Raw genomic sequence first — 24,088 nt, forward strand, 5'->3', positions numbered from 1 at the left:
ATGAGCGACTTCACGATCGAGCTGACGGACATCCGGAAGAGCTTCGGTGAACTCGACGTACTGCGCGGCGTGAACCTCGCCGTGGAACGAGGTGAGGTGATCGTGCTGATGGGCCCGTCCGGCTCGGGCAAGACCACACTCGTGCGGTGTATGAACCTCCTGGAGGAGCCCGATGCCGGCCAAGTACGGATCTGCGGATGCGACTTCGAGTGCGGAACGCGCCGTGACCGCGGACGCAAGCGACTGGAGCAACAGGCTCGCAGGCACGCGGGGATGGTGTTCCAGCAGTTCAATCTCTTCCCGCATATGACGGCGCTGGGCAACGTGATCGAGGGGCCACGTCAAGTGCGGAAGCTGTCCGAGGCCCAAGCGAAGGAACTTGGGGAAAGACTTCTGGACCGCGTGGGACTGGCGGACAAAAGCGGCGAGTACCCATCACGGCTTTCCGGCGGGCAGAAGCAGCGCGTCGCGATCGCCCGCGCGCTGGCCATGGAACCGGAGGTCGTGCTCTTCGACGAGCCGACCTCCGCGCTCGACCCTGAACTCCACGCCGAGGTACTGGACGTCATCCAGAGTCTGGCTCGCGAGGGCATGACGATGGTGATCGTGACCCATGAGACGCATTTCGCACGGGAGGTCGCCGACCGGATCGTGTTCATGGACGGCGGGGTGATCGTCGAGGAGGCCACTCCGGACGTCTTCTTCACGCGACCGTTGCAGGAGCGAGCCAGGTCGTTCCTCCGTCTCGTTGATCATTCGGCAGTGATTTCGGCCCCGGCACCGCGTCGCGGGGAGGAGGCGGTATGACGCAGGAAACGTTCGACGTGGAGTTGGCCCGCAAGGAGACACCGGGCTGCGCTTCGGTGATCCACCTCAATAACGCAGGGTCATCGCTGATGCCCCAGCCCGTTCTTGACGCTGTGATCGATCATCTCCGCCTCGAATCCCGCATTGGCGGTTACGAGGCCGCGGCGGAGGCGGCCGACAACGTAAGCGGGGTGTACACCTCGGCCGCACGCCTGCTCTGCTGCACGCCGCCGGAGCTCGCGGTCCTCGACAGCGCCACCCGCGCGTGGGACCTCGCGTTCTACTCGATCCCGTTCCAGTGTGGTGACCGGATCCTGACCAGCGAAGCCGAGTACGCCAGCAACTTCATCGCCTATCTGCAGGTGGCGCAACGACACGGCGTTCAGGTGGAGGTCGTACCTAACGACGAGTCTGGACAGCTGTCCGTGACGCGCCTTCGCGAGCTGATGGACGACAGAGTCCGGCTCGTGTCGTTGACCCATGTACCGACCAACGGCGGCCTGGTCAACCCAGCGGCCGAGGTCGGCAGCGTGACCCGCGAAGCGGGGGTCCTGTATCTGCTCGACGCGTGTCAATCGGCCGGGCAGATGCCGCTCGACGTCGATGTCCTCGGCTGCGACATGCTTTCCTTGACCGGGCGGAAGTACCTCCGCGGCCCGCGCGGTACCGGTCTGCTGTACGTCCGAGCCGACCGGCTCGACGAGCTGTGCCCTCCGATGCTCGATCTGCACGCCGCGACCTGGGTGACCCGCGGCGGCTACGAAGTCCGCCCAGGGGCACGGCGATTCGAATCATGGGAGTGCAACTACGCGGCGAAGATCGGGCTCGGTGCCGCGATCGATTACGCCCTCGGCTGGGGGCTCACGAGCATCCGTGACCGGGTCTACCGCTTGGCGGAAGAGCTGCGTGACCGCCTCGACGCCATCCGCAGGGTCGAGGTCAGGGACGTCGGCTCGGAGCGGTGCGGCATCACGTCCTTCACCGCGGACGGCCTGTCCGGCGAGGAGATCAAGGCGTTCATGGCGAGGCGGGGCATCAACGTGAGCATCTCGCGAGTGGCGTCGACACGCTGGGACATGGAGGCGCGGGGGCTGGACGAAGTCGTCCGCGCGTCAGTCCACTACTACAACACGATCGAGGAGATCGACCAGTTCTGCCGGATACTCGCGGAAGCAGCTGACACCTGACATGTGACTCCGCTTCGCCCTTAAATCCAGCACGTGCCGTACCTATAGGGCGTGGATCCCGTGGCTAGTTGACAGGGCTGCGGCGTTCGAGGAAAACGGTGTCGTGCCAGACGCCGTCGCGCTGGGCGACGCGTTCGCGGATGCCGACGGTGCGATAACCGGCACTGTGGTGCAGGGCGATGCTGGCGCGGTTGTCGGTGAAGATCGAGGTCTGCAGGGTCCAGAGTCCGGCCGCGTCGGCCTCGGTGACTTGCTTGAAGAGCAAGGCTTTCCCGACCCCGTGACCGCGGTGGCTTTCGCCGACGTAGACCGACGTCTCGGCGACTCCCTGGTAACACTCTCGCTCCGAGACGGGAGTGACGGCGGTCCAGCCGGCGACTTCGCCGTCGGTCTCGGCGACCCACCGATGCCCGGGTAGCCATTTGGCATCGAGCGCTTTGCGGCTGGGCACCTCGGTCTCGAAGGTGGCGAGCCCGGTTGCGATGCCTTCGCCGTAGATCCGGCGGACCGCGGTCCAATCGCCGGGTTCCAGGGCGCGGACGGAGACGTCGTCGGGCACGTTGTCCGGGCAGCATGGCCGCGGCGCGAGCATGCCCATGACGGCGTCGGCCGCGTGCGGGAGGCCACTGCAGCAGGCCTGATTAATCGTCACGACCGTAGCCGTGCCCTCTTTCCGCAAGTGGACGAAACCGACATCGGCCAGTTTTCGCACGTGATGCGAGCACGTGGACTGGCTGGTGCCGAGGATCTCCGTCAGCGCTCCCACGGTCAGGCCGCGGGGAGAGGTCGCGACTGCGTGCAGCAGTTTCACCCGCATCGGCTCGGCCAGGCAGGCGAACCACCCGGCGTACGTCGCGGCTTCGCGTTCGGGCAGGAGACCGGTGAGTGGCACGGGAACGACCGTCGTCATGCCACCCAGTATCGGCGAGAATCGATGGTTGCGTCAATCGACTCCCGTCGATACAGTCCCTCGCATCGCTTCAATCGAGATGGATCGATGAAAGGTGCATGGGGATGAACGAGCTGCCTGTCGTGGTGATCGGGGCCGGACCGGTGGGGCTGGCGGCCGCCGCCGAGCTGGTGGAGCGGGGTTTCGAGCCGCTGGTTCTGGAGCGTGGCGCGCAAGCGGGTTCGGACGTGGCGGCGTGGCATCACGTGCGGTTGTTCTCGCCGTGGTCCGAACTCGTCGCCCCGGCGGCCGGGCGGCTGCTGGAGACGAGCGGTTGGGTCCGGCCGGAGGGCGAGGCGTACCCGACGGGTTCGGACTGGGCCGGCCTGTATCTGCGGCCGCTGGCGGCGGCGCTCGGTGACCGGGTCCGCTTCGGCGCCGAAGTGGTCGGCGTCGCCCGCCGGGGTCGGGACCGGGTCGTGGACAGCGGCCGCGACGACGAACCGTTCACCGTGCACGTCCGCGCCGCCGACGACGCGGAGGAGCGGATCGCGGCGCGGGCCGTGATCGACGCGTCCGGCACGTGGTCGACACCCAACCCGCTCGGCGGAGAAGGGCTTCCTGCCGTTGGTGAGCGTGCGGCGGTGGACCGGATCGCTTACCGGGTCCCGAATTTGGGCGACGACGTGGTGCGGGCGCGGTACACGGGCAAGCACGTGGTGATCGCGGGCAGCGGGCACTCGGCGCTGACCGCACTGGTCGCGTTGTCCGGCCTCGCGAAGGAGTCGCCAGACACGCGGATCAGCTGGGTGCTGCGCCGCGGTGCGGTCGGCAACACCTTCGGCGGCGGCGAGGCGGATCAGCTTCCCGCGCGGGGTGCGCTCGGGCTGCGTGCACAGGAAGCGGTGGACTCCGGACTGATCACGGTGGTGACCGGGTTCCGCACCGAGGCGGTCGACCGCGACATCGACGGGCGGCTGACCCTGATTTCCTCCGGCGGGCAGCGGATCGAGCAGGTCGACGAAGTCGTCACCTTGTCCGGTTTCCGGCCCGATCTGACCTGGCTGTCGGAGATCCGCCTGGAGCTGGACCCGACGTTGCAGGCACCGGTCGCGCTCGCGCCGCTGATCGACCCGAACGTCCACTCGTGCGGAACCGTGTATCCCCACGGCGCCAAGGAACTCGCGCATCCGGAGAAGGACTTCTTCCTGGCCGGGATGAAGAGCTACGGCCGGGCGCCGACGTTCCTGGCGATGACCGGTTACGAGCAGGTTCGCAGCATCGCTGCCCAGCTCGCCGGGGACCACGAAGCCGCCGGACGGGTCGAACTGCGGATGGCCGAGACGGGAGTCTGCGGCGGTGCCGGCCTGTTCGACGAACCGGCCGACGCACCGGCCGCTGGCGGTTGCTGCGCGACACCGGAGCCGGAAGTCCTCACGCTGTCCGCACCGTCGGCCGCGGGGCGCTGACCGCTATGCCGATCGCGACCGCCGCGGCGTCGCCCGGGTTGACCACGTCCGGGCTGCGCCGCGTGCTGGCCGTTCTCTGCGTCACCGAGATCACCAGCTGGGGCATCCTGTTCTACGCCTTCCCTGTGCTGGCACCGGAAATCAGCCAGACCACGGGCTGGTCGGCCACGTGGGTGGTCGCGGCGTTCTCGGCCGGGCAGGTCGTCGCCGCACTGACGGGGATCCCGGTCGGGCGGTGGCTCGACGCCCGGGGTCCCCGCTCGGTGATGACGGCCGGATCGGTCGTGGCGGTCCCGGCGGTGGTGGCCGTCGCGCTGGCGCAGAACCTGGTGTGGTTCACCGTGGCGTGGCTGCTGGCCGGGGTCGCGATGGGCGCGGTGCTGTATCCGCCCGCGTTCGCCGCTCTGACCCGCTGGTACGGGCAGCGGCGCGTGTTCGCCCTGACCGTGCTCACCCTTGCCGCAGGCTTGGCGAGCACCGTGTTCGCGCCACTGACCGCATTGCTCACCACGCACCTCGATTGGCGGAACACCTACCTCGTCCTCGCCGGAGTGCTGGCCGTCGTCACCATCCCGGCACACCTGTGGGGGTTACGCGGGCCGTGGCCGCCCGCCGAGCCGCCGCCCGGCACACACCCGGATCACCACGATCCGGCGCGGATCGCGAGGAGCATCTCGTTCCGGGCCTTGGTGATCGCGTTCAGCCTGGCGGCGTTCGCCGTCTACGCCGGAGTGATCAACCTCGTACCGCTGCTCACCGAACGCGGCGTCAGCGGCACGACAGCGGCGATCGCGCTCGGTCTCGGCGGAGCCGGTCAGGTGCTGGGACGGCTCGGGTACACGACGCTCACCCGGCTGACCACGGTCCGGACCCGGACGGCGATCGTGTTCGGCGCCGCCGCCGCGACCACGGCCGTGCTCGGTCTGCTCACCACCACGACCGGCCTGATCGTCGCCGCGATCGTGGCCGGGATGGCGCGCGGGGTGTTCACGCTCCTGCAGGCCACCGCGGTGGCTGACCGGTGGGGCGCCACCCACTACGGGCGCCTCAACGCGCTGCTGCAAGCGCCGCTGACCATCACCGTCGCCCTCGCCCCCTGGGCCGGGGCGGCGATCGCGAGCGGCATCGGCGGCTACTCGCCGACCTTCCTCGTGCTCGCCGCGGTCACCGTGGCCGCCGCGGCCCTCACTCTCGCGAGCACACCCCGACTTCTTCCTGGGAGGACTTCATGAACGACCACGACGCGATCATCGTCGGCGGCGGCCAGGCCGGTCTCGCCGCCGCCCACGCCCTGCGCACCCGGGGCCTGCGCCCGGTGATCCTCGAGGCGGGTGCCGAACCGGTCGGGTCCTGGCCCCGCTACTACGACTCGCTGACCCTCTTCTCCCCCGCCCGCTACAGCAGCCTCCCCGGCCTGGCCTTCCCCGGCGATCCCGAGCGCTACCCGTACCGCGACGAGGTCGTGGACTATCTCCGCCGCTACGCCTCGTGCCTGGACACCGACATCCGGACCGGCCACCACGCCGAGACCGTTACCCACGACGACGGCGTCTTCACCATGCACACTGCCGGCGAGCCCGCCCTCACCGCGCCGATCCTCATCGCCGCGTCCGGCGGCTTCTCCCGGCCATACCTTCCAGCACTGTCCGGAATGGACACCTTCACCGGAACTCTCCTGCACAGCAGCGACTACCGCAGCCCTGGCTCCTTCGCCGAGCAGCGTGTGGTCGTCGTCGGTGCGGGCAACTCCGCCGTCCAGATCGCCACCGAACTCGCCGCTCACGCCCGCGTCACTCTCGCCACCCGGGCACCGGTGAAGTTCGCGCCGCAGCGTCCGTTCGGGAAGGACGTGCATTTCTGGTCCGCCGCCGTCGGGTTCGACCACCTGCCGATCGGGCACCTGCTGAAGAAGCCCCTCACCTCACCGGTCAACGATCCCGGCATCTACACAACCGCGATCCGCCAAGGAAGACCGGACCAGCGCCGCATGTTCACCACCATCGACGGCGACACCGTGGTCTGGCCGGACGGGACACGCGAACACGTCGACACCATCCTGCTCGCCACCGGCTTTCGCCCCGGACTGTCCTACCTGGACGGACTCGGCGCACTCGCACCGGATGACCGGCCGCTGCACGACCGCGGCCTGTCCACCACCCACCCCGGGCTGGCCTACGTCGGCCTGGAATGGCAACGCAGCTTCGCCTCCGCCACCCTGCGCGGCGTCGGCCGCGACGCCCACTACGTGACCAAACGCCTTCTGCCCACCGGCTCCTCACCGCGAGCGAAGTGCTGCCAATCCGCATCGGCGCGGTGACACCTCTGGCGCCGACGGATCACACATGATGCGATCCCTGGGCGCCAACGAAAGGAGGCCGGTCCGTGGGTGAGCCACTCATTCTGGTGATCAAGACCGCGGCGGGGACAGCGATCCGGCGTATCCCGGACGCCTCCCCGCTGCCGGACGCCGCAACCCAGGGATACGCGGCCGAGGACGCCGTCCGCGACGCGGCAGCGACATGGGGTTTGCCGGACTTCGTGTTCCCGCCCGAGCAGCAACGCACCGCCTCGGGAACACGGGAACTCGGTGACGGGCTGCTCCTGGTCGGCGATCAGGCGGCGGTGATTCAGTCCAAGAGCCGGGTCGGCCCCACCGACAAGCCGGAGCGTGAACTGTCCTGGCTGAACAAGAACGTGACGAAGGCGCTCAGCCAGGGCAGAGGAACCGTGCGGCGCCTCAAGCTCGCCGCCGCGGCGATGACCAACGCCCGCGGGCGGACCATCCAGGTGGCAGGCGGGGACTACGCGTGGTTGACGGTCGTGGTGGTCGACCACGCGGATCCTCCTCGCCGTTACCTTCCTCCTCCGGCACCGACCGACGTCCCGGCGATCGTGATCCTCCGGCGGGACTGGGAGTTCCTGTTCGATCACCTGCGCTCCACCCGCGCGGTGCTGGCCTACCTCAGGCGCGCGGCCGGCAGCGACGCCGTCGAACTCGGCGAGGAGCCACGCCGTTACCACGAATACGCCCTCGCCGACATCGACGCCATTCCCGGGGCCGTGGATCCAGCGGTGGCCTCGCTCCTGGATACGAAGCCGTGGGAGACGCTCTCCGTGGCCCGGGCTCCGCTGCATCCCGCCGACCACGACGAACAGGCACCGCACGTCATGCTCCGCATGATCATGGAGGACGTGGCGGAGACTCCGATTCCGGAAGGACGAGACGCGGACCTGCTGCTCATGCTCGCCGCCCTGGACGGTCTGCCGGTCGAGCACCGGACCGAACTCGGCCGCACTCTGATCAGGTTCATCGAGTCCGCGGCCCAGCACACCAAGCCCGGCACCCTCATCCACAGCCGCACGGTCATCCCGTCCCCTGGCGACTTCACTCCCCTGCAGTTCGTGGTCGCCTCACGCCTTTCCGAGGAGGCGCGCGATGCCTTGATGATCCGGCTGCAGGTCCTGCACCACGACTACAGCACCGCCATCGGCGACTGGGAGCACTGCACGCTGGGCGTCATGCTCACACCCTCCGCAGTGCCCGGACGGCTGTGGGACACCAGCACAACGGCCCTCTGGGGAGATCAGGGACAGCCGCCCGAGGTGATCGAGGAGGCGCGGGCCATCATCAACGAAGCGGCGTCACGCGCAGCGTCCGCGGACGAGGATCACGATCCCGGAACGAGCCCCGGCGCGGACAGCAAGCCCGACAGCTGACTCAGCGTCTCGGTGCGCGGCCAGTAGTACACCCAGGTGCCCCGGCGTTCGCTGCCGACCAGCCCCGCCTCGCGCAAGACCTTCAGGTGATGAGAGATCGTCGGCCCGGTCAGGTCGAACGCCGCGGTCAGATCACACACGCAGCTCTCCCCCTGCGCGGAGGTGATCAGCGACAGCAGCCGCAGCCGCACCGGGTCGCCGAGCGCCTTGAACGCCTTCGCCAGGTCCACCGACTGCTCCGCCGTCAACGGCTCGGCCACCAGCGGCGCGCAGCAGCCCTGCTCGACCACCGGCAGCAGCTTCACACCCGAATCTGACTTCGACACCTGTCTATATTGACATTCATCTAAGCCGGGAGCAAACTGACTCCACTGTTTCGATACTCATCTAGATAGAGGTTCTGATGATCACGCTTCTCCGTCGCCTGTTCACCAGCACGCCGACCGTCGAGTTCTGCGACTCGTGCGTGCAGGTGTGCACCGGGCAGTGCCGCGCCGACACCCTGCTCGACGCCGCCCGCGACCGTGCCCTGCAGCTGCCCTCCCGCTTCTGAATCCTCCAACCACAAGGAGTTCCGTGATGAACACCAACACAACCGGCGGTTTCACCGGTGACCCGGCCGAGGCGTTCACCCCGCCGGCTTCGAACGGCTGTTGCGGCACCACCCCGGCCACCCCGACCGCCTCGACGACGGCCACCAGCACCTGCTGCGGCACCACCGAGGCCGCGACCGTGGCAGGATCGTGCTGCGACCCGGCGGCGAAGGCCGACGCGGTGGCCAGCGGCGCCGGTTGCTGTTCATGACGCCGACGGTGTCCGGCTCGCGGTTGAAGTCCACGGTCGCCGCGTTGGCCGCCGACCGGTTCGCGGGCCGTCGGGTGGGGACGCCCGGTGGCCGTGCGGCCGGTCGCTGGCTCGCCGGGCAGCTGCGGGCGATCGGCGCGTCGGTCACCACCGACGAGTTCCCCGTGGCCGGTGTGCGGGAGCTTTATCGCACGCCTGAGTTCGCCTGGAGCGCAGGGTCGACGCACCGGCGAGGGGTGCACCGCCGGAACTTCGCCGAGCACCTCGTCTCGGCGGACCTTCCCGCGCCCCGTACAGGCGAACTCGCGGTCGCCGATTCCGATGAGTGGCGGGCTAAGTGGGTGCTTGCGCCGGACCTGGGGGTTGCGGCGCGGGCACGGTTTGAGGGCGCTGCGGGGTTGCTGGTGCCGCGCGGGACCGACGCCGAGGGCTGGATGCCGAAGATGATCGCCGGGCCACCGGTGGGCGCTCTGCCGGTGATCGCCGTGCGAACCGGTCTCCACGACGAGATGGCCCGGGCGGGGTCGGGCACAGTGACCGCCTCGATGCCGCTACGAACTGTCGAGGTGATCGGGTCGAACGTGCACGGCGTGCTCCGCGAACCCGCCGCCGGGTCGCCAGGTGTGCTGCTGACCGCGCACTTCGACGGCGTGGGCGACGACCCGCAGCAGCGGCTGCCCGCCGCCGCGGACAACGCCTCCGGGGTCGCCGTCGTCCTCGAAGCCGCCCGCCTGCTCGCGCCGCTACTGCCGGACCACGTCGGACTGGCGGCGAGCCTGCTCGACGGTGAGGAAGCCGGGGCGCGCGGAGCGGCGCACCACGCACCCAATGTCCGGTCCGGCACGTATGTGCTCAACGTCGACGGGGCCGCCCAGCTCGGCGACGGCGCCGCGGTCGAAGCGGGCGGGCCCGCGCATGACCTGCTGGCCGCGCTCGACCAAACCGGACGGGAGACCGGGGTCCCGTTGCGGGCCGGGGCGATGCCGTCGGACAACCGCCGCTACGCCGCCGCCGGGCTGCCCGCGATCGGGATCGGCATGGGAATGCCCGGCTACCAAACCCCGGCCGAGACCGCGGACCGCGTCGAGACCGCGACGCTGGTCGCGGCGACCCGGCTCGTCGTGGCGACCGTGCTCCGGCTGGCGGTCCACTCACGAGGGTTAATCGCGTTGCCTCACAAGGACGAATTACAACGCGAGGGGTGAGATTCGGGCCGTCCGCAGGACCGGAACAGCCGAGTGACCAGCGGCGATCACGTTCCTAGCGTGGAAGAGGTGGCAGGCTACCGACGACTTCCCCGCAACCAATACGAGTGTTCGTCGTGCGGGAAAGCCCACGTGTACGGATCCCAGCGCGGCGAGGAGTGCAGGCGATCAGCGCGCGGTTCGTCGTCCCGGTCCACATCGGGACGTTCCCCGGTCCACCGGCCGAGCTGGACATCGCCGCCCTCGGCGGTCCGGCATACGCCACCGAGGACCTCCCCACCTCCAGCGCGGGCACCTCAGCCACCCCGAGTCGCCGCGCCGAAACCGGCGCCGAAAGTCGAGCGCCGCCGACGCGCCCGGGCTGAGCTGGGCCGTTTCCGGGCACACGTCGCTGACGACGTCGTGACCTACGCGTTCGATCAGGACGGTTTCTACGTCCGGGTCGCCGACCGCACGCTCGACAACCTCCCGTGGCTGTACAAGACCCGCCGCAAAGGCCACTTCCTCTGCCTCCGCCTCACCGAGCTGGCGGCAGGTCTCGACCCGGGCACCTACGCCAAACTCACCCAGACCCCGATCCGGGACGGGCTGCTCCGGCTGCGGTTTCCGCGGTTCCTCGCCGACGTGCTGAGCTCCACCGCGGTGTTCGGGCTCAAGCAGATCCTCGGCGCGCTCCCGTACGGGCATCTGGCCACGACACTGAAAGTGATGATTCCGTTGGTGTGCCCCGATCTGGCCGTCTGCCCGGCCCGCGCGGAGGTACTCAAGACCTACGGCTCGCCCGCACTGGCCGACCAGCTGAAAACGATCGCCGCGAACGCCGGCTGAACGGGGTCATCCGCCGCCGGTGTCCAGCGTGGTCTGGATGTCGGTGACCGCGGCCCGCGCGGTCATGCCGACGCCGATGAGCGTGGCCGACGCCGGACCGGTCCAATCGCCATAGCCCAGGAGATGCAGCCGAGGCTCGGCCACCGCGCGGGTGCCCTCGGTGGGAATCCGGCCGCGAGTGGTCCGCAGCCGCAGCGGGGCGAGATGGCTCAGCGCGGGGCGGAAGCCGGTGCACCAGATGATCGCGTCGGCATGCCGACGGGTGCCGTCGGTCCACACAGGACCGTCGCTGTCGAATCGTGCGAACATCTCGCGCGGCCGCAGCAGCCCCGCGTCGCGGGCCTCGCGGACCGGTGGAACGGCGACGATGTCGCCCAGCCCGGCGACTCCCGCGGTGTCGGGCTTCCCGGTCTGCAGCGCTTGACGGCGGCGGGTGGCGACGTCGAAGAGGGCCTTGCCGTCGATGTGGTCGGGCAGATACCGCGGCGGGCGGCGGGTGACCCAAGTCAGGTTCGCCGTGCCGGCGAGATCGGCGGCGATCTGCGCGCCGGAGTTCCCGCCGCCGACCACCACGACGTCCTGGCCCGCGAACTCGCCCGGGCCGCGGTAGTCGACGGTGTGCAGCTGCCGCCCGGTGAAACCGCCGGGCATGAGCGGAAGGAAGCGGCGCCACCAGGTTCCGGTGGCGCTGATGACCGCCTCGGCGAACCAGTTCCCGGTATCGGTGCTCACCTGGAACCGGTCGCCGTCGCGGGACACGGCGGTCACCGTCTCCCCTCGGCGGACCGGGAGTTCGTAGCGTTTCTCGTACGCCGCGAGGTACTCGACGACATGCTCGGCGGTCGGATACCCGGGCCCTGGGTAGGGCGGCATCGGCCACCCGGGCAGGGAACTGTGCTGTGCCGGGGAGAACAGGCGCAACGAGTCCCAGCCGTGGATCCAGGCGCCGCCCGGCTGGGCCTGGGCGTCGAGGATGACGAAGTCCAGCCCGGCGCGGCGCAGCCGGTAGCCCGCGGCGAGACCGGCCTGGCCACCGCCGATGACCACTACCCGCGCGGCTCCGGTCACTCCGCGGGCGCTTTCGCGGTCCAGCGTTTCCGCAGCCACAAGCTGACATAGACCAGCGCGACCAGCACTGGGACCTCGATCAGCGGGCCGACGACCCCGGCGAGCGCCTGGCCCGACGTCACGCCGAAGACGCCGATGGCGACGGCGATCGCGAGTTCGAAGTTGTTGCCCGCCGCGGTGAACGCCAGCGTAGTGGTGCGCTCGTAGGACAGACCGGAGACCTTTCCCAGCAGGTAGCCGCCGATCCACATGATCGCGAAGTAGGCCAGCAGCGGCAGCGCGATCCGGGCGACGTCCAGCGGCCGGGAGGTGATGGTGCCGCCCTGCAGGGCGAACAGGATCACGATGGTGAACAACAAGCCGTAGAGCGCGATCGGGCCGATCTTGGGCAGGAACGTGCCCTCGTACCAGTCGCGGCCCTTGCTACGCTCCCCGATGCGGCGGGACAGGTAGCCCGCGGCGAGCGGGATGCCGAGGAAGATGATCACACTGAGCGCGATCTCCCATGGGGAGAAGTCGATGCTGGTGGTGTCCAAGCCCAGCCAGCCGGGTAGCAGATCGAGGTAGAACCAGCCGAGCACGCCGAACATGATCACCTGGAAGACGGAGTTCAGCGCGACCAGCACCGCGGCGGCCTCGCGGTCACCGCAGGCGAGGTCGTTCCAGATGATCACCATCGCGATGCACCGGGCGAGGCCGACGATGATCAGCCCTGTCCGGTACTCCGGCAGATCGGGCAACATCAGCCAGGCGAGCGCGAACATCAGCGCCGGACCGAGAATCCAGTTCAGCACCAGGGAAAGCACCATCGTGCGCTTGTCCTTGGTCACGGTGTCGAGCTTGTCGTAGCGGACCTTCGCCAGCACCGGGTACATCATCAGCAGCAGACCGAGCGCGATCGGCAGCGAGACCTGGCCGATCTTCACCGCGTCCATAACCCCTTGCAGACCGGGAATGACGCTGCCCAGCAGCAGACCGGCGCCCATCGCGACGATGATCCAGACGGGAAGGAAGCGGTCTAGAAAGGACAGTTTGTGCAGGACGTCGGTGTCGGCCGGGACACCGGCCTTGTCGGCGGTTTCAGTCACGGGCGCGTCTCCAGGAGTGCGGAAGGCAGGGAGTGAAGGTCAGGCGTCGAGGATTTCGGCGACCAGGCCACGGACCCGTCGGTCGATCTCGTCCCGGATCGGGCGCACGGCGTCCACGCCCTGCCCGGCAGGGTCCTCCAGCGGCCAGTCGAGGTACCGCTTGCCCGGGAAGACCGGGCAGGTGTCGCCGCAGCCCATGGTGATCACCACATCGGAGGCCTCCACGTCCTCAGTGGACAGTTTGCTGGGCACCTCGGCGGTGATGTCCAGGCCCCATTCGGCGAGCGCGGCCGCGGCGGCCGGGTTGACCTTCTCGGCGGGCTCCGATCCCGCCGAGCGGACGGCGATCCGGCCGAGCGAGTAGTGCTGCAAAAGCGCGGCAGCCATCTGGGAGCGGCCGGCGTTGTGGACACAGACGAACAACACTTCCGGCGTGCGGGCCATGACCCGGTTTCCTTTCCTTGCAGGGATGTCAGTCGATGAGTTCGTCGAGCAGGCGCCGCACGCGGCGGCCGATGTCGTCGCGGATGCCGCGGACCACGCTCAGCGGCTGTCCCATCGGGTCGGGCACGTCCCAGTCCAGGTACCGCTTGCCCGGATACACCGGGCAGGCGTCTCCGCAGCCCATCGTGACCACGACGTCCGCGGCGCGGACGACCTCGTCGGTCAGCGGCTTCGGAAAGGCACCCGCGAGCTGAATGTCCAGCTCGCCCAGCGCCTCGGTGATCACCGGCGGGATCTCGCCCTGGGGCTGTGATCCGGCGGAGCGGACCATCACATGCCCGAACGCGTGGTGGTTGAGCAGCGCCGCGGCCAGCTGGGAACGGCCGACGTTGTGCACACACACGAACAGCACCTGCGGCGCGGTCACCATCGTGAGCCCGTCGACCTTGGCGAGGTCGACCAGCCGTTCCCGAGCGAAATGGGCGGTCAGCGTGGGCAGGTAGATCTTGACCGTCGCCGAGCGATCCAGCAGCCGGAAGGTCTCCTCGACGAAGCGTTCGACCGTCTCGCGGCCGAACGTTCCGTGAAACCGGTCGGTCAGCTCGTCGGTGATCCGGTCGAGCTGGTCCAGCACCTCACGGCCGGGCAGTCCCTCGGTCGCATGGGTCATGGCGTCTCCTCACCAGCCACTGGATCGACTTCTGTCAATGCAATTGAAGAGCTTGTATCGAGCTTTGTCAATCCAGCCGGTATGGTGGACCGCGAGAAGCATCTGACGCGGAGGAGGGCACGTGGCGAGCGAGAACAGTCGCACCCGGAAGCCGGTCGCGGTCACGCTGCTCATGGCCGAACCCGCCGCGGTCGTCGCCCCCGGTAAGGCCGAAGCGGCCGCGAAGCTGTTCAAGGCGCTGTCCGACCCGGTGCGGATCCGCCTGCTGTCACTGGTCCGCTACTCCCCCGGCGGCGAGGCGTGTTTCTGCGACCTCGCCGAGGAGTTCGACATGCCCCAGCCCTCGCTCAGCCATCACCTACGGGTGCTGGTCTCCGCCGGCATCCTCGAGCGGGAACGACGCGGTACCTGGAGCTGGTACTCCGTCGTCCCCGAGCCCCTCGAGACCTTGAGTGACCTGCTCCGCGCGGGTGGGCCGCTCGCCGACCGGCCCGCCCGCCTCACCACTGCGGAACGCGACGCCAGATGCTGACCCGTTCAGGACCAGCCGACCGAGGAGCCGCGTCTTTGAACCTGAGGCCACACCATTTCGTCCAGCGCGAACCAGCAGGGAGCACTTCTCGCGTTGGCCTCATGAACAGGCCGGGGCCAGGAGCAAGCGGCCGTATCGGTCTTGTCTTCGAAGGATGAGGAACGTGATCCCGTCGGCGGCGGCAGGGATCTTCTCCGGCAAAGGACCGGCCACCGAAGAAAGCCTCGGCCCGCCCGACCGTGCGGCCCGGCATCCAGGAGGTGCTCGACTCAATCGACACCCCGGCGCTGGTACAGAACGCCCGCCTGGACCGCCTCTGCCGGACACTCGCGAGGTGACGATGCAATCGCGCTAGCGCGTCACGGCGCCCGGCTGCAACGGTGACCAGATCACTCCTTTGGCCGCTCACACGGTGCCACCCCCGGAGTTACGTTGGGTAGTTCACGTGGACGGATCGGGGAGGTCCGATGACGCAGCTTCCGATGTTCGGCCAGCCACCGGACACACCCACCGCCAAACCGGCGGGCGACCAGGCGGTCACGTTGCAGGTCCTGGTCACAGTGAAGGCGGCACCCAACCCGTCCGAGAAGTACGGCGAAACGGTCTGTGTGGCCGGGCTCAGTCTCGACCCGGATCGTCCAGGCTGGATCCGCCTCTACCCGATCAACTTTCGGGAGCTCGGCCCCGACGCGAGCTTCGCGAAGTACGACGTCGTGTCGGTCGAGGCTGTACCGGCCAGGCAGGACAGCAGGCAGGAGAGCTGGCGGCCCCGGATGCCCACCCTGAGGGTCGGGAAACACCTGACCAAGTGGTCGCACCGCCGCCCATGGATCGATCCGGCGATCAGCGAACAAATCACGATGTGCCGCCTCGTTCGCGGCGCCACCATGAGCACGCAGTCGCTGGCCCTCATCCGCCCGAAGAGGATCACGGCACTGCGGATTACCCGGCATCAGGGCTGGTCGAAGGCTCAGCAAGTCAAGATCGACACCTACGTCGGCCAGCTCGACCTGTTCGGCAACGAGGACCGGACGCCGCTACGGGCGCCGCGGTTCGCCGGCACCTACCACTACGAGTGCGAAGAGCGCGATTGCAACGGCCACAAACAGGGGTTCATCGACTGGGAGTTCGTCGCGTTCCAGATCCGGAACCTCCGCGGCATGAACGACGCCGACGCCGTCCAACTGCTCAAGCAACGATTTTTGCACGAGGTCTGCGGCTCTGACCGCGAGGTCGCCTTCTACGTCGGCAACGTCGCGGCGCATCCCCGGACATTCAGTGTCCTCGGCGTTTACTGGCCGCCGCGGTCAGTTCCGAGGTAGACGGCCGGCGATCTCCGCCAGCACGACGTCACGATGACACCGCCGCTGATCAGCTTCGAAGCACAGCACAGCGACTCGCTCGCCGACAGACAGGCGAGCGAGTTCATCCAGGCTGGCTTGGGCCTCGGCGTTCTCCAGCAGCTCGACATACCGATCCTTCGCCTGCTTGAGCTCGGTCTCGTCACCGGCGAAGCCGGCACGATTCGTCTTGAGATTCCCGAGCTCGCGGCGGTGGTCGTACTCGATACCGGCCTCGGCCAGCGCGGCACGTAACGCCGTCTTGCTGAACCCCCTCTTGCGCGAAATCGGCGTCAGCCGGACATCGACCAGACGCGTCACACCACGCTGCACGAGCCCGTCAATGAACTCGGAGATCTCCTGTCCCTCGTATCCGACGCCGATGGCGCCGTCACGAAGCCGAGTCGCACTGCTGGTCATGCCCACACCCTTCCATGAGACCGGGCGCCAGACGACCCCAACCCCACTCCCTCCTGCTCGGACCGCTTGTCGACAGCTCGCCCAGCACGCTACGGTACACATACCCCCTATAAGTATAGGAAGGAGTGCTTGTGCCATCCGACAAGTACTTCGAACGCGCAGGAGCGTCGATCGCCTACCAGTTCGAGGGATCAGGACCTCCGCTCGGTTACGCCCATGGCGTCCCGCTGAGCCGGAAAGCCGTACGAAGCTTGGAGCTGTTCGACTTCGACTCACTGGGCGACGGTCGCAGCATGCTCGTCTACGACCAGCGCGGCCACGGCCAGTCGACCGGCCGCCCGATTCCCGAGGACTACCTTTTTCGAGAACTTCGCGCAGGACTTGCTCGCGCTCCTCGATGCCCTGAAGATCGCCGAACCCATGGACTTCGCCGGATCATCGCTCGGGTGCGACACGGCCCTGCGTGCGGCCATCGCGGCCCCGCACCGATTCCGGCGGCTCGTCCTGATGATTCCGCCTGTCGCCTGGACGCCTGAAGCCGAGCAGGCGAAGCAGTGGTACTTCGACAGCGCCGACAACATCGAAGAAGTCGGGGCGGCTCAATGGCGCCGGCAATGGGCGCAGGCTGAGCCGCCGCCGATCTTCGCCGACTACCCGAACTACCGGTTCTCCCCTGACGTGTCGGACGAACTGCTTCCCTCGGTCCTAAGAGGTGTCGGAAGGTCGGACCTGCCTGCGCCTGACGCGATCGCGACACTGATCCACCCGACGCTGATCCTCGCTTGGGACACCGATCCCCTGCACCCCGTGTCCACGGCCGAACGCCTGAAAGAGCTCATCCCCGGATCCCAGCTGCACGTGTCGACGTCGGTGGCGGACATCAAGACCTGGACCGACCGCATCACCGAGTTCGTCACGGCCTGAGCGGGTGATTCTTCACCCAGCCGAGACGTGGTCGCTCCGCTAACCTCCGTAGTAGATCCCACGTCGAGCGAGGTGAGACCGTGCTGGGTGCGATGGCAACATTCGGTGCCGTGATCGTGCTCGTCGCCGCGGTCTACGGGTTCGCCAGGTTGATCAGGCTGGCACCGATGGTCCGAGACGTGGAGCCCTTTCTCTCCGGCGGCTCAGCTGCCGAGCACGCCGTCTCGCGGTATCACGTCCGCTGGTACACGATCACGATGGTGTTTCTCGCGTTCGACATGGAGATGGTCTTCATGTATCCGTGGACGCTCGTCGTCGACGAGGTCGGAACGCCCGCCGTCGTGGAGATGTTCCTGTTCCTCGCTGTTCTGGTCGCCGGAGTCTGGTACGCCTGGCGAGAAGGCGCGTTCCGATGGACGTGAGAACCTGGCTGCTGCGGCATACGCCGATACGTCCGCTGATCGTCACCACATTGGGTGGTACGGACGTGCGGCTCGCCGCCGAGCGCGCCGCACGAATGAGCGGCTGGCGGCCCGCCCTGAGTCCGGCGGAGGCCAATCTGCTGGTGGTCGCCGGGCCGGATGACCCGGTGATGGCCCCCTTCCTTGACTCGATCTGGAAGCAGATCCCCGCCCCCAAGGCGCGCATCCACCTCGATGAGCCAGCGGCGGTCGAAACAGGACTCGCCTCGGGCGCGGAGCGGGTGCGTTCAGCGGACGAACAGTCAGAGGCTGAGGTCACCCCGGATCACGGCGGGCACGACCAGATCGAGTCCAGCACGATGGCCGAGCACGGCCACTCTCAGCCTGAGCACGAAGAGCACCACAGCATGCACGGCACTCCGACGTCCCACCACGAGCACACCGACCGCATAGCGATGAGTCATGACCATGGCGGTCACGCCGGGCACGACATGAGCGGCATGGAGATGCCCGGAGGCATTCCGATGGCGGACCGTGCACCAGACCGGGATGAACTCAAGCTCGATCAGCTCACTGTCCCTTTAGGACCTGGGCTGCCCGCTTGGCCGACCGGCCTCCTCGTCCGAGCCAAGCTGCAGGGGGACGTAATCCAGGAGGCCGCGGTCGAGATACTCGGTGATCCCCCAGCAGGAACAGAGCCGTACTGGGCGAGCGCGAAACGACAGCCCGCGCGTCGGCTCGACACCTGCGTGCGGCTCTTGACTGTCGCGGGCTGGGAAGACGCCGCCATCACCGCAGCCCGGTTGCGGGACGACATACTCATGGAAAACGACGTCCAGAGTGACGTCACGCGATGGGCGCGCCGAGTTCGCCGTTCCCGGACACTGCGGTGGTTGTTGACCGGCTTGGGCGTCCTGGATGGTCCGAAGTGGACGGACTCGTCACTAGCCGGTGACGCGTACGACCGGTTGATGCGATGGACATCCTCGAATCCGGAGGAAGACGACCCGGCTGTGATCCTGGACGCACTGCCCCGGCTGTTGACCGGCGCCGAGTTCGCCACGGCGCGGTTGATCGTCGCGAGTCTCGATCCCGACCTCGAGCGTCTGCGGGTGCCCCATGGTTGACGAACTGCCCTGGTGGGGCGGACTCGTATTGCCGCTCGCGCTGGGAGTCCTGGTCGCCGCGGCGGCGTCCTGGGACTCGCTGCTGTCCGCACGGGCCAGCGGCGCGAACGCCACATCGGCGCTCACGTTGCCGTTCCGCGAGGCAGGTGGCCTGCTGATCCAGCAACGACGTCGCACGTTGGCGGCGGACGCCATGCTCTGGCGTGGTGGCGCGCTCGCCTTCGTGGTGGCCGGAGTGCTCGCATCGCTGGTGACACCGTTCGGTCAATGGGCGGTGGCCGACTTCTCGATCGGGATCGTCTGGTTCAACGCGATGGAGGTCGTCGCCTGGGCCGCGGTATGGCTGGTCGGCTGGGGTTCGAACTCGGCTTACGGCCTCATCGGCGGCTACCGGTTCATCGCACAGGGGCTGGCTTACGAGCTACCGCATATGTTCGCGTTGATCACCGCGGCACTGGGGGCCGGTTCGTTGCGAGTGGCCGACGTCGTCGCCGCGCAGGACACGCTGTGGTTCGTCGCGTGGATGCCGATCGCGTTCGTCATCTACCTGCTCTCGGTGCTGGCGATGTCGTTTTGGGGTCCGTTCGACCAAGCGGTCGGCGCGGACATCGCGGGCGGGGCGATGGCGGAACTGTCCGGAGTGGACCGGCTGGTGTTCGGTGCAGGCCGGTGGCTTCTGCTGGTTTCCGGCGCCGCGTTCGCGGTGCCGCTGTTCCTCGGCGGCGGGGCCGGACCCTTGCTGCCCTCGTGGTTGTGGACGCTGCTGAAAACCTTGGCCGTGCTCGGATTGCTGGTGTGGGTCCGGCGCCGCGTCCCGACGGTGCGGATGGAGCGCTACGAAGAAGTCGCGTGGCTCGTGCTCATCCCGTTGACCCTGCTGCAGGCACTCGTCGTCGCCATCGTGGTGATCGCCCGATGAGGAAGGAGCCCCGCTGAATGTGGACACAGATCGCCTTCTGGGTGTGCGCCGTCGGGGCCGTGGCCACCGCCGTAGCCGTGTTCCGGGTGGATTCGATGGCACGGGCGACATTCGCTCTGCTGGCGTCGTTCATCTTCGCCGCAGGCACAGTCTTTCTGCTGAACCTCGCCTACCTCGGCGTCCTGGTCATCCTGATGATGATCATGGAGATGGTCGTCATGGTCGTCTTCATGATCATGTACATGATGAATCCCGCCGGGCTGATGCCGATGACCATGGTGCACAACCAGAAAGGGTCTCTGGCCATCGCCGGAGGCGTGTTCGTGGCGCTCGTCGCGGGGATCTCGCTGATCCGCTGGCCGTCGTCGGACGCCTCGCGCCCGGCCGACCCGACGCGCGCGCTCGGTGAGGCGCTGATGGGCTCGAAAATGCTGGTGATGATGGTGATCGGGCTGTGCCTGTTCGCCACGATGGTCGCCACGGTCATCCTCGCCACGAACCGCGGCCGATACGACCGCTACGGCGATCGCCTCGACGCGAAGCACCCGGACGACCCGGTGCGAGGGGGCCTGAACCGGTGACCCTCGAACTGTTCCTCTACCTGGCGGCGGCCCTGTTCAGCGTCGGCCTGTACGGCGCGCTGTCCCAGCAGTCGATCGTCATGATCATGATGGGCCTCGAGCTGATGGCCAACGCGGTGATCGTGGCCGGCGCGGCGTTCTGGTACTTCGTCTCGCCGATGCGGCCCGACGGGCAGGTCGTCGTGCTCGTCGCGGTCACGCTGATGGCGCTGGACATGGCGGTCGGCTTCGCGGTGACGACGGCGATCTTCCGACGCCGGGACGTCGACATGACCGACTCCGCCGCGGATCTCCAGGGCTGAGCCGATGGTCCTGTGGCTGCTCGTAGCGCTTCCCCTGGTCGTCGGCGGTGCCCTCCTCGTCGCCGGTCACCCGGCCGACCGGCTCGCGTCCGCCCTCGGCGTCGGATCGGCCGGCTTGACCGCGGTACTGGCGGTGGTCGCCGCGATCACCCGGCCGGACGTCTCGACGCCGTTGCTCGCCGGGTTGCGCGTCGGCCTGGCCGTGGACGGGCTGTCGGCGATCATGGTGATCACGGTGGCCGTGATCCTGGTGGCGGTGCTCGTGTTCGCGTCCGCCGAGTTCGGCGCGGACGAGTCCCGCGCCCGCTTCCACGGGCTGATGCTGGTCTTCGCGGGCGCGATGCTCGTCACCGTCTGCGCCCGGGATCTCGTCGTGCTGCTGATGGCGTGGGAGGTCATGGGCGCGTGCTCGTATGCCTTGATCGGCTTCTGGTGGCGGGAGACCCGCCGAGTCGACTCAGGAAATATCGCGTTGCTGACCACCCGATCGGCCGACCTGGGGCTGTATCTGGCGGCCGGCGCCGCGCTGGCGGGCGGGGTCGGAGGTCTCACGCTCGCCGGGCTGCCTGAATCGGCGGCCGGTTGGCGCGATGTCGTCGCGGCCGGGATCGTGCTGGCCGCGATCGGAAAGTCCGCCCAGCTTCCGTTCAGCTTCTGGCTTTCCCGCGCGATGGACGGTCCGAGCCCCGTCTCGGCTTTGCTGCACTCGGCGACGATGGTCGCGGCTGGGGCTTACCTGCTCGTGCGGGTGGAGCCATTGCTGGCCGCGACCGGGTGGGCCGCCGACATCGTCGCGTGGATCGGCGTCATCACCGCGATCGTGCTCGGCGCCGTGGCACTCGTGCAACGGGATCTCAAGCAGGTGCTCGCCGCGTCGACCTGTTCGCAGATCGGCTTCATGGTGCTCGCGGCAGGCGCCGGTGGACCGGCGGCGGGGACCGGGCAGCTCGTGGCACACGCCGCGACCAAGTGCTTGCTCTTCCTCGGCGCGGGGGCGTGGCTGGTGGCACTGGACACGAAGGACCTCGAGCAGCTCCGCGGCGCGGCACGGCGGTTCCCTTTCCTGGGCGCGGTGTTCACCATCGGAGCGCTGAGCCTGGCCGGCGTACCGCCACTCTCCATCTGGGTCACCAAGGACGCGGTTCTCGCCTCAGCACTCGCCGACTCCCCCGTCCTGTACGTCGCCGGTTTGGCCGCCGCGCTGCTGAGCGGTGCCTACGTCGGCCGGGTGCTGGCGCTGCTGTGGCTGCCCACCGAGGCGGCTCCGACGACGCGGTTGCGTCCGCTGCTGCTCGCCCCGTTGCCGGTCCTCGCGGCGGCGGCTGCGCTCCTGGGTATCGCTGGACTGCCTGGTCCGGCTGCCTGGTTCGCCGACTTCGTGGGCGGTCCGCCCATGGCAGCGCCCAACGTCGTGGAGCTGCTGGTATCGGGTGCGGTCGCGGTGGCCGGCGTGGTCACGGCGGGCATCTGGGCACGATCGCGACCCACGCTGTCCGGGTCCCGAAACGGGGTGCTCACGAACTGGCTGCACCTGGAACGCGTCACCGAGCTGGTGGTCACGAGGCCGACGATGCGGTTGGCGAGTGGCCTGGCGCGGTTCGACGATCACGTGGTCGACGGCGGCGTCCGGCTTGCCGCGGCGACGGGCACGGCGCTCGGGCGGCTGGCGGACATCCGTGTCGAGTGGTCGATCGAAGGCGCGGTCCGCGGAATCGCTCGAACGGCCCGTGCGCTGGGCCGGCTCGTTCCCAAGGCACAAACCGGGCGGCTGCACCAGTACTACGCCCAGGCCGCGGTCGCGCTGGGTGTGCTCGCCGTGCTGTTGATGATCCTGTGAAGAACGTGAGGTAGAGCGTGCTCAGCGTCGTGGTGTTCCTGCCGCTGGCGGCGGCAGTGGTCCTGTTCGCGGTACCGCGCGTCTCCACCCGGTTCGCCCGCTGCTGGTGGGTCGGCGTCTCCGCGGTGGAGTTCGCGTTGATCGTGGCTCTCTGGGGCGCGGCACCGGTTTCCGACGGCTACGCCTACGAGGTCAACCTGCGCTGGATCCCCAGCGTCAGCTCCGGATATCACATCGGGGTCGACGGGTTGAGCCTTCCGCTCATCGCCCTCACCGGCGGCCTGTTCCTCGCCTGCGCGGTGTACTCGCTGCGGCAAGACAAGCGCGTGCGCTCCTTCGCCGCCCTGTTCCTCTTCCTCGAGACGGTGAGCCTCGGCCTGTTCGTCGCGCTCGACCTGATCCTCTTCTTCGTCTACTTCGATCTGTCCATCGTGGCCATGTACTTCGTGATCGCGGGCTGGGGACACCGCGATGCCGCACGCGCCGCGGTGAAGTTCTTCCTGTACACGTTCCTTGGCTCGCTGGCGCTCTTGGTCGGGTTCATCGCGCTATACCTCACCGCGTCGCCGCATACCTTCGACGTCGTCGAGCTGACCCGGCAGAACCCGCTCGCGGGCAGTGGGTGGGCCGCCGGGCTGATCCTGCTGGCGCTCGGAATCGGGTTCGCCATCAAGACCCCGACCGTGCCGTTCCACACCTGGCTTCCGCCGGCGCACACCGAAGCGCCCGCCGCGGGCTCGGCGATCCTGGCCGGGGTGCTGCTGAAGATGGGCACCTACGGCTTCGTGCGGATCGCCATGCCGATCCTGCCCGAAGCCTGGCGCCGTTACGCGCTCGTCTTCGTCATCGTCGGCGTGGTCAGCGTCGTCTACGGCGCGCTGGTCGCGCTGGCGCAGCGGGACTTCAAGCGGATGATCGCCTACACCTCGGTCAACCACATGGGATACATCGTCCTCGCGATCGGCGCGGCCGGTTTGGTCGCGGACTCGGCCGTCGAGGCCCGACAGCTGGCAGTGACCGGCGCGGTGACGCAGATGGTCAGCCACGGTCTGATCACCGGAGCGCTCTTCCTGCTCGCTGGTGTTCTGTACGAGCGCGGCGGCACCTACGACATGGACCGCTACGGCGGGCTCGCGCGGACGGCTCCCCGGTTCGCCGGACTGACCGCCGTCGCCGCCTTCGCGTCCCTCGGGCTCCCCGGCCTCTCCGGATTCATCGCCGAATTCCAGATCTTCACCGGCTCGCTCGGTGCCGCACCGGTGGCCACGATCGTGGCGTTCCTCGGAATCCTGATCACCGCCGCACTGTTCCTGCGCGCGTTCCAGAAGGTGTTCCTCGGGCCGTCACAAGCGGCTCCGGCAGCCGACCTGACCGTCCCGGAGGCGGTGTCGATCGCGCCGCTGCTGGTGCTGACGGTCGTCATCGGGATCTTCCCCCGCTTCCTGCTCGACGCGATCGAACCCGTGTCCCGATCCGTCCTGAACCTCCTGGCCCGGTGAGCGCGCCGT

Annotated in this window: 27 protein-coding genes and 1 pseudogene; 21 read left to right on the forward strand and 7 right to left on the reverse strand. The window is 68.5% G+C overall.

The annotated features are described in order from the left end of the window. Both H4W30_RS11720 and H4W30_RS11725 read left to right on the forward strand, forming a co-directional pair. Positions 1-807: an amino acid ABC transporter ATP-binding protein gene (locus H4W30_RS11720; RefSeq protein ID WP_192742874.1), complete on the forward strand. Its 807-nt coding sequence runs from the start codon at positions 1-3 to the stop codon at positions 805-807. Further along, positions 804-1,994, forward strand: coding sequence for an aminotransferase class V-fold PLP-dependent enzyme (locus H4W30_RS11725; protein ID WP_192742875.1), 1,191 nt, complete (start codon positions 804-806; stop codon positions 1,992-1,994). Before H4W30_RS11720 ends, H4W30_RS11725 begins: the two co-directional genes overlap by 4 nt. 64 nt (positions 1,995-2,058) lie before the next feature. On the opposite strand, the gene H4W30_RS11730 is transcribed toward H4W30_RS11725, so the two are convergent. Continuing rightward, the gene (locus tag H4W30_RS11730) at positions 2,059-2,904 is read right to left on the reverse strand and encodes a helix-turn-helix domain-containing GNAT family N-acetyltransferase (RefSeq protein WP_192742876.1); all 846 of its coding nucleotides are present in this window, start codon (positions 2,902-2,904) and stop codon (positions 2,059-2,061) included. Positions 2,905-3,008: 104 nt separating this feature from the next. Between H4W30_RS11730 and H4W30_RS11735 the strand changes: the two genes are divergently transcribed. From H4W30_RS11735 to H4W30_RS11750, 4 genes are all read left to right on the forward strand, one after another. Next, positions 3,009-4,352 carry an FAD-dependent oxidoreductase gene (locus tag H4W30_RS11735; protein WP_192742877.1) on the forward strand — a complete coding sequence of 448 codons (1,344 nt, stop codon included), beginning with the start codon at positions 3,009-3,011 and terminating at the stop codon, positions 4,350-4,352. Between the two features lie 5 nt (positions 4,353-4,357). Beyond that, positions 4,358-5,584 (forward strand): MFS transporter, encoded by a 1,227-nt coding sequence (locus H4W30_RS11740; protein WP_192742878.1) that lies wholly within the window; start codon positions 4,358-4,360, stop codon positions 5,582-5,584. After that, entirely contained in the window at positions 5,581-6,669 is a 1,089-nt protein-coding gene (locus H4W30_RS11745; RefSeq protein WP_192742879.1) for a flavin-containing monooxygenase, read from the forward strand. The genes H4W30_RS11740 and H4W30_RS11745 overlap by 4 nt, the downstream gene beginning before the upstream one ends. Before the next feature lie 65 nt (positions 6,670-6,734). Then, the gene (locus H4W30_RS11750) at positions 6,735-8,069 is read left to right on the forward strand and encodes a hypothetical protein (protein ID WP_192742880.1); all 1,335 of its coding nucleotides are present in this window, start codon (positions 6,735-6,737) and stop codon (positions 8,067-8,069) included. On the opposite strand, the gene H4W30_RS11755 is transcribed toward H4W30_RS11750, so the two are convergent. Next, positions 8,021-8,395, reverse strand: coding sequence for an ArsR/SmtB family transcription factor (locus H4W30_RS11755; RefSeq protein ID WP_318780586.1), 375 nt, complete (start codon positions 8,393-8,395; stop codon positions 8,021-8,023). The genes H4W30_RS11750 and H4W30_RS11755 overlap by 49 nt on opposite strands. Positions 8,396-8,472: 77 nt before the next feature. Here H4W30_RS11755 and H4W30_RS11760 point away from each other — a divergent pair, with 77 nt between their 5' ends. From H4W30_RS11760 to H4W30_RS11780, 5 genes are all read left to right on the forward strand, one after another. After that, complete coding sequence (locus tag H4W30_RS11760) at positions 8,473-8,622, forward strand: hypothetical protein (protein WP_157376242.1); 150 nt, start codon at positions 8,473-8,475, stop codon at positions 8,620-8,622. A 26-nt stretch (positions 8,623-8,648) separates the two neighbouring features. Further along, entirely contained in the window at positions 8,649-8,873 is a 225-nt protein-coding gene (locus H4W30_RS11765) for a hypothetical protein (RefSeq protein WP_192742881.1), read from the forward strand. Further along, complete coding sequence (locus H4W30_RS11770; RefSeq protein ID WP_192742882.1) at positions 8,870-10,078, forward strand: M28 family peptidase; 1,209 nt, start codon at positions 8,870-8,872, stop codon at positions 10,076-10,078. The genes H4W30_RS11765 and H4W30_RS11770 overlap by 4 nt, the downstream gene beginning before the upstream one ends. Positions 10,079-10,236: 158 nt before the next feature. Then, positions 10,237-10,443 carry a hypothetical protein gene (locus tag H4W30_RS11775; RefSeq protein ID WP_192742883.1) on the forward strand — a complete coding sequence of 69 codons (207 nt, stop codon included), beginning with the start codon at positions 10,237-10,239 and terminating at the stop codon, positions 10,441-10,443. Positions 10,444-10,480: 37 nt separating this feature from the next. After that, a complete protein-coding gene (locus tag H4W30_RS11780) occupies positions 10,481-10,906 on the forward strand; it encodes a hypothetical protein (protein ID WP_192742884.1) in 426 nt (141 codons plus the stop codon). A 6-nt stretch (positions 10,907-10,912) separates the two neighbouring features. Here H4W30_RS11780 and H4W30_RS11785 read toward each other — a convergent pair whose 3' ends face one another. The 4 genes from H4W30_RS11785 to H4W30_RS11800 are packed head-to-tail and all read right to left on the reverse strand — an operon-like array spanning position 10,913 to position 14,176. Next, entirely contained in the window at positions 10,913-12,013 is a 1,101-nt protein-coding gene (locus tag H4W30_RS11785) for an ArsO family NAD(P)H-dependent flavin-containing monooxygenase (RefSeq protein WP_318780587.1), read from the reverse strand. Beyond that, positions 11,971-13,062 carry an ACR3 family arsenite efflux transporter gene (gene arsB / locus H4W30_RS11790; protein ID WP_318780588.1) on the reverse strand — a complete coding sequence of 364 codons (1,092 nt, stop codon included), beginning with the start codon at positions 13,060-13,062 and terminating at the stop codon, positions 11,971-11,973. The genes H4W30_RS11785 and arsB overlap by 43 nt, the downstream gene beginning before the upstream one ends. Before the next feature lie 39 nt (positions 13,063-13,101). Beyond that, a complete protein-coding gene (locus tag H4W30_RS11795; RefSeq protein ID WP_072026794.1) occupies positions 13,102-13,506 on the reverse strand; it encodes an arsenate reductase ArsC in 405 nt (134 codons plus the stop codon). 28 nt (positions 13,507-13,534) lie between these two features. Beyond that, positions 13,535-14,176, reverse strand: coding sequence for an arsenate-mycothiol transferase ArsC (locus H4W30_RS11800; protein ID WP_192742885.1), 642 nt, complete (start codon positions 14,174-14,176; stop codon positions 13,535-13,537). 121 nt (positions 14,177-14,297) lie between these two features. On the opposite strand from H4W30_RS11800, the gene H4W30_RS11805 reads away from it, so the two are divergent. Together H4W30_RS11805 and H4W30_RS11810 are read left to right on the forward strand one after the other, a co-directional pair. Further along, on the forward strand, positions 14,298-14,708 hold the full coding sequence (locus tag H4W30_RS11805) for an ArsR/SmtB family transcription factor (RefSeq protein ID WP_192742886.1): 411 nt from the start codon (positions 14,298-14,300) through the stop codon (positions 14,706-14,708). 467 nt (positions 14,709-15,175) lie between these two features. Next, positions 15,176-16,030, forward strand: coding sequence for a hypothetical protein (locus tag H4W30_RS11810; RefSeq protein ID WP_225949287.1), 855 nt, complete (start codon positions 15,176-15,178; stop codon positions 16,028-16,030). Here the strand turns inward: H4W30_RS11810 and H4W30_RS11815 are convergent. Then, positions 16,016-16,468 carry a DUF488 domain-containing protein gene (locus H4W30_RS11815; protein ID WP_192744062.1) on the reverse strand — a complete coding sequence of 151 codons (453 nt, stop codon included), beginning with the start codon at positions 16,466-16,468 and terminating at the stop codon, positions 16,016-16,018. The genes H4W30_RS11810 and H4W30_RS11815 overlap by 15 nt on opposite strands. A gap of 372 nt (positions 16,469-16,840) precedes the next feature. Between H4W30_RS11815 and H4W30_RS11820 the strand changes: the two are divergent. The 8 genes and pseudogenes from H4W30_RS11820 to H4W30_RS11855 form a co-directional block, all read left to right on the forward strand. After that, positions 16,841-17,392, forward strand: a pseudogene (locus H4W30_RS11820) (alpha/beta fold hydrolase); the annotation flags it as partial. Positions 17,393-17,484: 92 nt separating this feature from the next. Beyond that, positions 17,485-17,814 (forward strand): NADH-quinone oxidoreductase subunit A, encoded by a 330-nt coding sequence (locus tag H4W30_RS11825; RefSeq protein WP_192742887.1) that lies wholly within the window; start codon positions 17,485-17,487, stop codon positions 17,812-17,814. Continuing rightward, positions 17,805-18,941, forward strand: a complete 1,137-nt coding sequence (locus H4W30_RS11830) for a hypothetical protein (RefSeq protein ID WP_192742888.1) — start codon at positions 17,805-17,807, stop codon at positions 18,939-18,941. The genes H4W30_RS11825 and H4W30_RS11830 overlap by 10 nt, the downstream gene beginning before the upstream one ends. Then, entirely contained in the window at positions 18,934-19,860 is a 927-nt protein-coding gene (locus tag H4W30_RS11835; protein ID WP_192742889.1) for a complex I subunit 1 family protein, read from the forward strand. Before H4W30_RS11830 ends, H4W30_RS11835 begins: the two co-directional genes overlap by 8 nt. Before the next feature lie 17 nt (positions 19,861-19,877). Beyond that, entirely contained in the window at positions 19,878-20,441 is a 564-nt protein-coding gene (locus H4W30_RS11840; protein WP_192742890.1) for an NADH-quinone oxidoreductase subunit J, read from the forward strand. Continuing rightward, positions 20,438-20,743: an NADH-quinone oxidoreductase subunit NuoK gene (gene nuoK, locus H4W30_RS11845; RefSeq protein ID WP_192742891.1), complete on the forward strand. Its 306-nt coding sequence runs from the start codon at positions 20,438-20,440 to the stop codon at positions 20,741-20,743. The genes H4W30_RS11840 and nuoK overlap by 4 nt, the downstream gene beginning before the upstream one ends. A gap of 4 nt (positions 20,744-20,747) precedes the next feature. Beyond that, positions 20,748-22,580: an NADH-quinone oxidoreductase subunit 5 family protein gene (locus tag H4W30_RS11850; protein ID WP_192742892.1), complete on the forward strand. Its 1,833-nt coding sequence runs from the start codon at positions 20,748-20,750 to the stop codon at positions 22,578-22,580. Between the two features lie 17 nt (positions 22,581-22,597). Beyond that, positions 22,598-24,079, forward strand: a complete 1,482-nt coding sequence (locus tag H4W30_RS11855) for a complex I subunit 4 family protein (RefSeq protein ID WP_192742893.1) — start codon at positions 22,598-22,600, stop codon at positions 24,077-24,079. Positions 24,080-24,088 lie beyond the last annotated feature (9 nt).

Origin of the sequence: Amycolatopsis roodepoortensis, from assembly GCF_014873915.1 — a bacterium.
GTDB lineage: Bacteria > Actinomycetota > Actinomycetes > Mycobacteriales > Pseudonocardiaceae > Amycolatopsis > Amycolatopsis roodepoortensis.

Coding starts and splice junctions, on each gene's coding strand:
- H4W30_RS11720 (WP_192742874.1), top strand. CDS start 1: ATGAGCGACTTCACGATCGAGCTGACGGACATCCGGAAGAGCTTCGGT.
- H4W30_RS11725 (WP_192742875.1), top strand. CDS start 804: ATGACGCAGGAAACGTTCGACGTGGAGTTGGCCCGCAAGGAGACACCG.
- H4W30_RS11730 (WP_192742876.1), bottom strand. CDS start 2,904: ATGACGACGGTCGTTCCCGTGCCACTCACCGGTCTCCTGCCCGAACGC.
- H4W30_RS11735 (WP_192742877.1), top strand. CDS start 3,009: ATGAACGAGCTGCCTGTCGTGGTGATCGGGGCCGGACCGGTGGGGCTG.
- H4W30_RS11740 (WP_192742878.1), top strand. CDS start 4,358: ATGCCGATCGCGACCGCCGCGGCGTCGCCCGGGTTGACCACGTCCGGG.
- H4W30_RS11745 (WP_192742879.1), top strand. CDS start 5,581: ATGAACGACCACGACGCGATCATCGTCGGCGGCGGCCAGGCCGGTCTC.
- H4W30_RS11760 (WP_157376242.1), top strand. CDS start 8,473: ATGATCACGCTTCTCCGTCGCCTGTTCACCAGCACGCCGACCGTCGAG.
- H4W30_RS11765 (WP_192742881.1), top strand. CDS start 8,649: ATGAACACCAACACAACCGGCGGTTTCACCGGTGACCCGGCCGAGGCG.
- H4W30_RS11770 (WP_192742882.1), top strand. CDS start 8,870: ATGACGCCGACGGTGTCCGGCTCGCGGTTGAAGTCCACGGTCGCCGCG.
- H4W30_RS11795 (WP_072026794.1), bottom strand. CDS start 13,506: ATGGCCCGCACGCCGGAAGTGTTGTTCGTCTGTGTCCACAACGCCGGC.
- H4W30_RS11800 (WP_192742885.1), bottom strand. CDS start 14,176: ATGACCCATGCGACCGAGGGACTGCCCGGCCGTGAGGTGCTGGACCAG.
- H4W30_RS11810 (WP_225949287.1), top strand. CDS start 15,176: ATGACGCAGCTTCCGATGTTCGGCCAGCCACCGGACACACCCACCGCC.
- H4W30_RS11815 (WP_192744062.1), bottom strand. CDS start 16,468: ATGACCAGCAGTGCGACTCGGCTTCGTGACGGCGCCATCGGCGTCGGA.
- H4W30_RS11825 (WP_192742887.1), top strand. CDS start 17,485: ATGGCAACATTCGGTGCCGTGATCGTGCTCGTCGCCGCGGTCTACGGG.
- H4W30_RS11830 (WP_192742888.1), top strand. CDS start 17,805: ATGGACGTGAGAACCTGGCTGCTGCGGCATACGCCGATACGTCCGCTG.
- H4W30_RS11835 (WP_192742889.1), top strand. CDS start 18,934: ATGGTTGACGAACTGCCCTGGTGGGGCGGACTCGTATTGCCGCTCGCG.
- H4W30_RS11840 (WP_192742890.1), top strand. CDS start 19,878: ATGTGGACACAGATCGCCTTCTGGGTGTGCGCCGTCGGGGCCGTGGCC.
- H4W30_RS11850 (WP_192742892.1), top strand. CDS start 20,748: ATGGTCCTGTGGCTGCTCGTAGCGCTTCCCCTGGTCGTCGGCGGTGCC.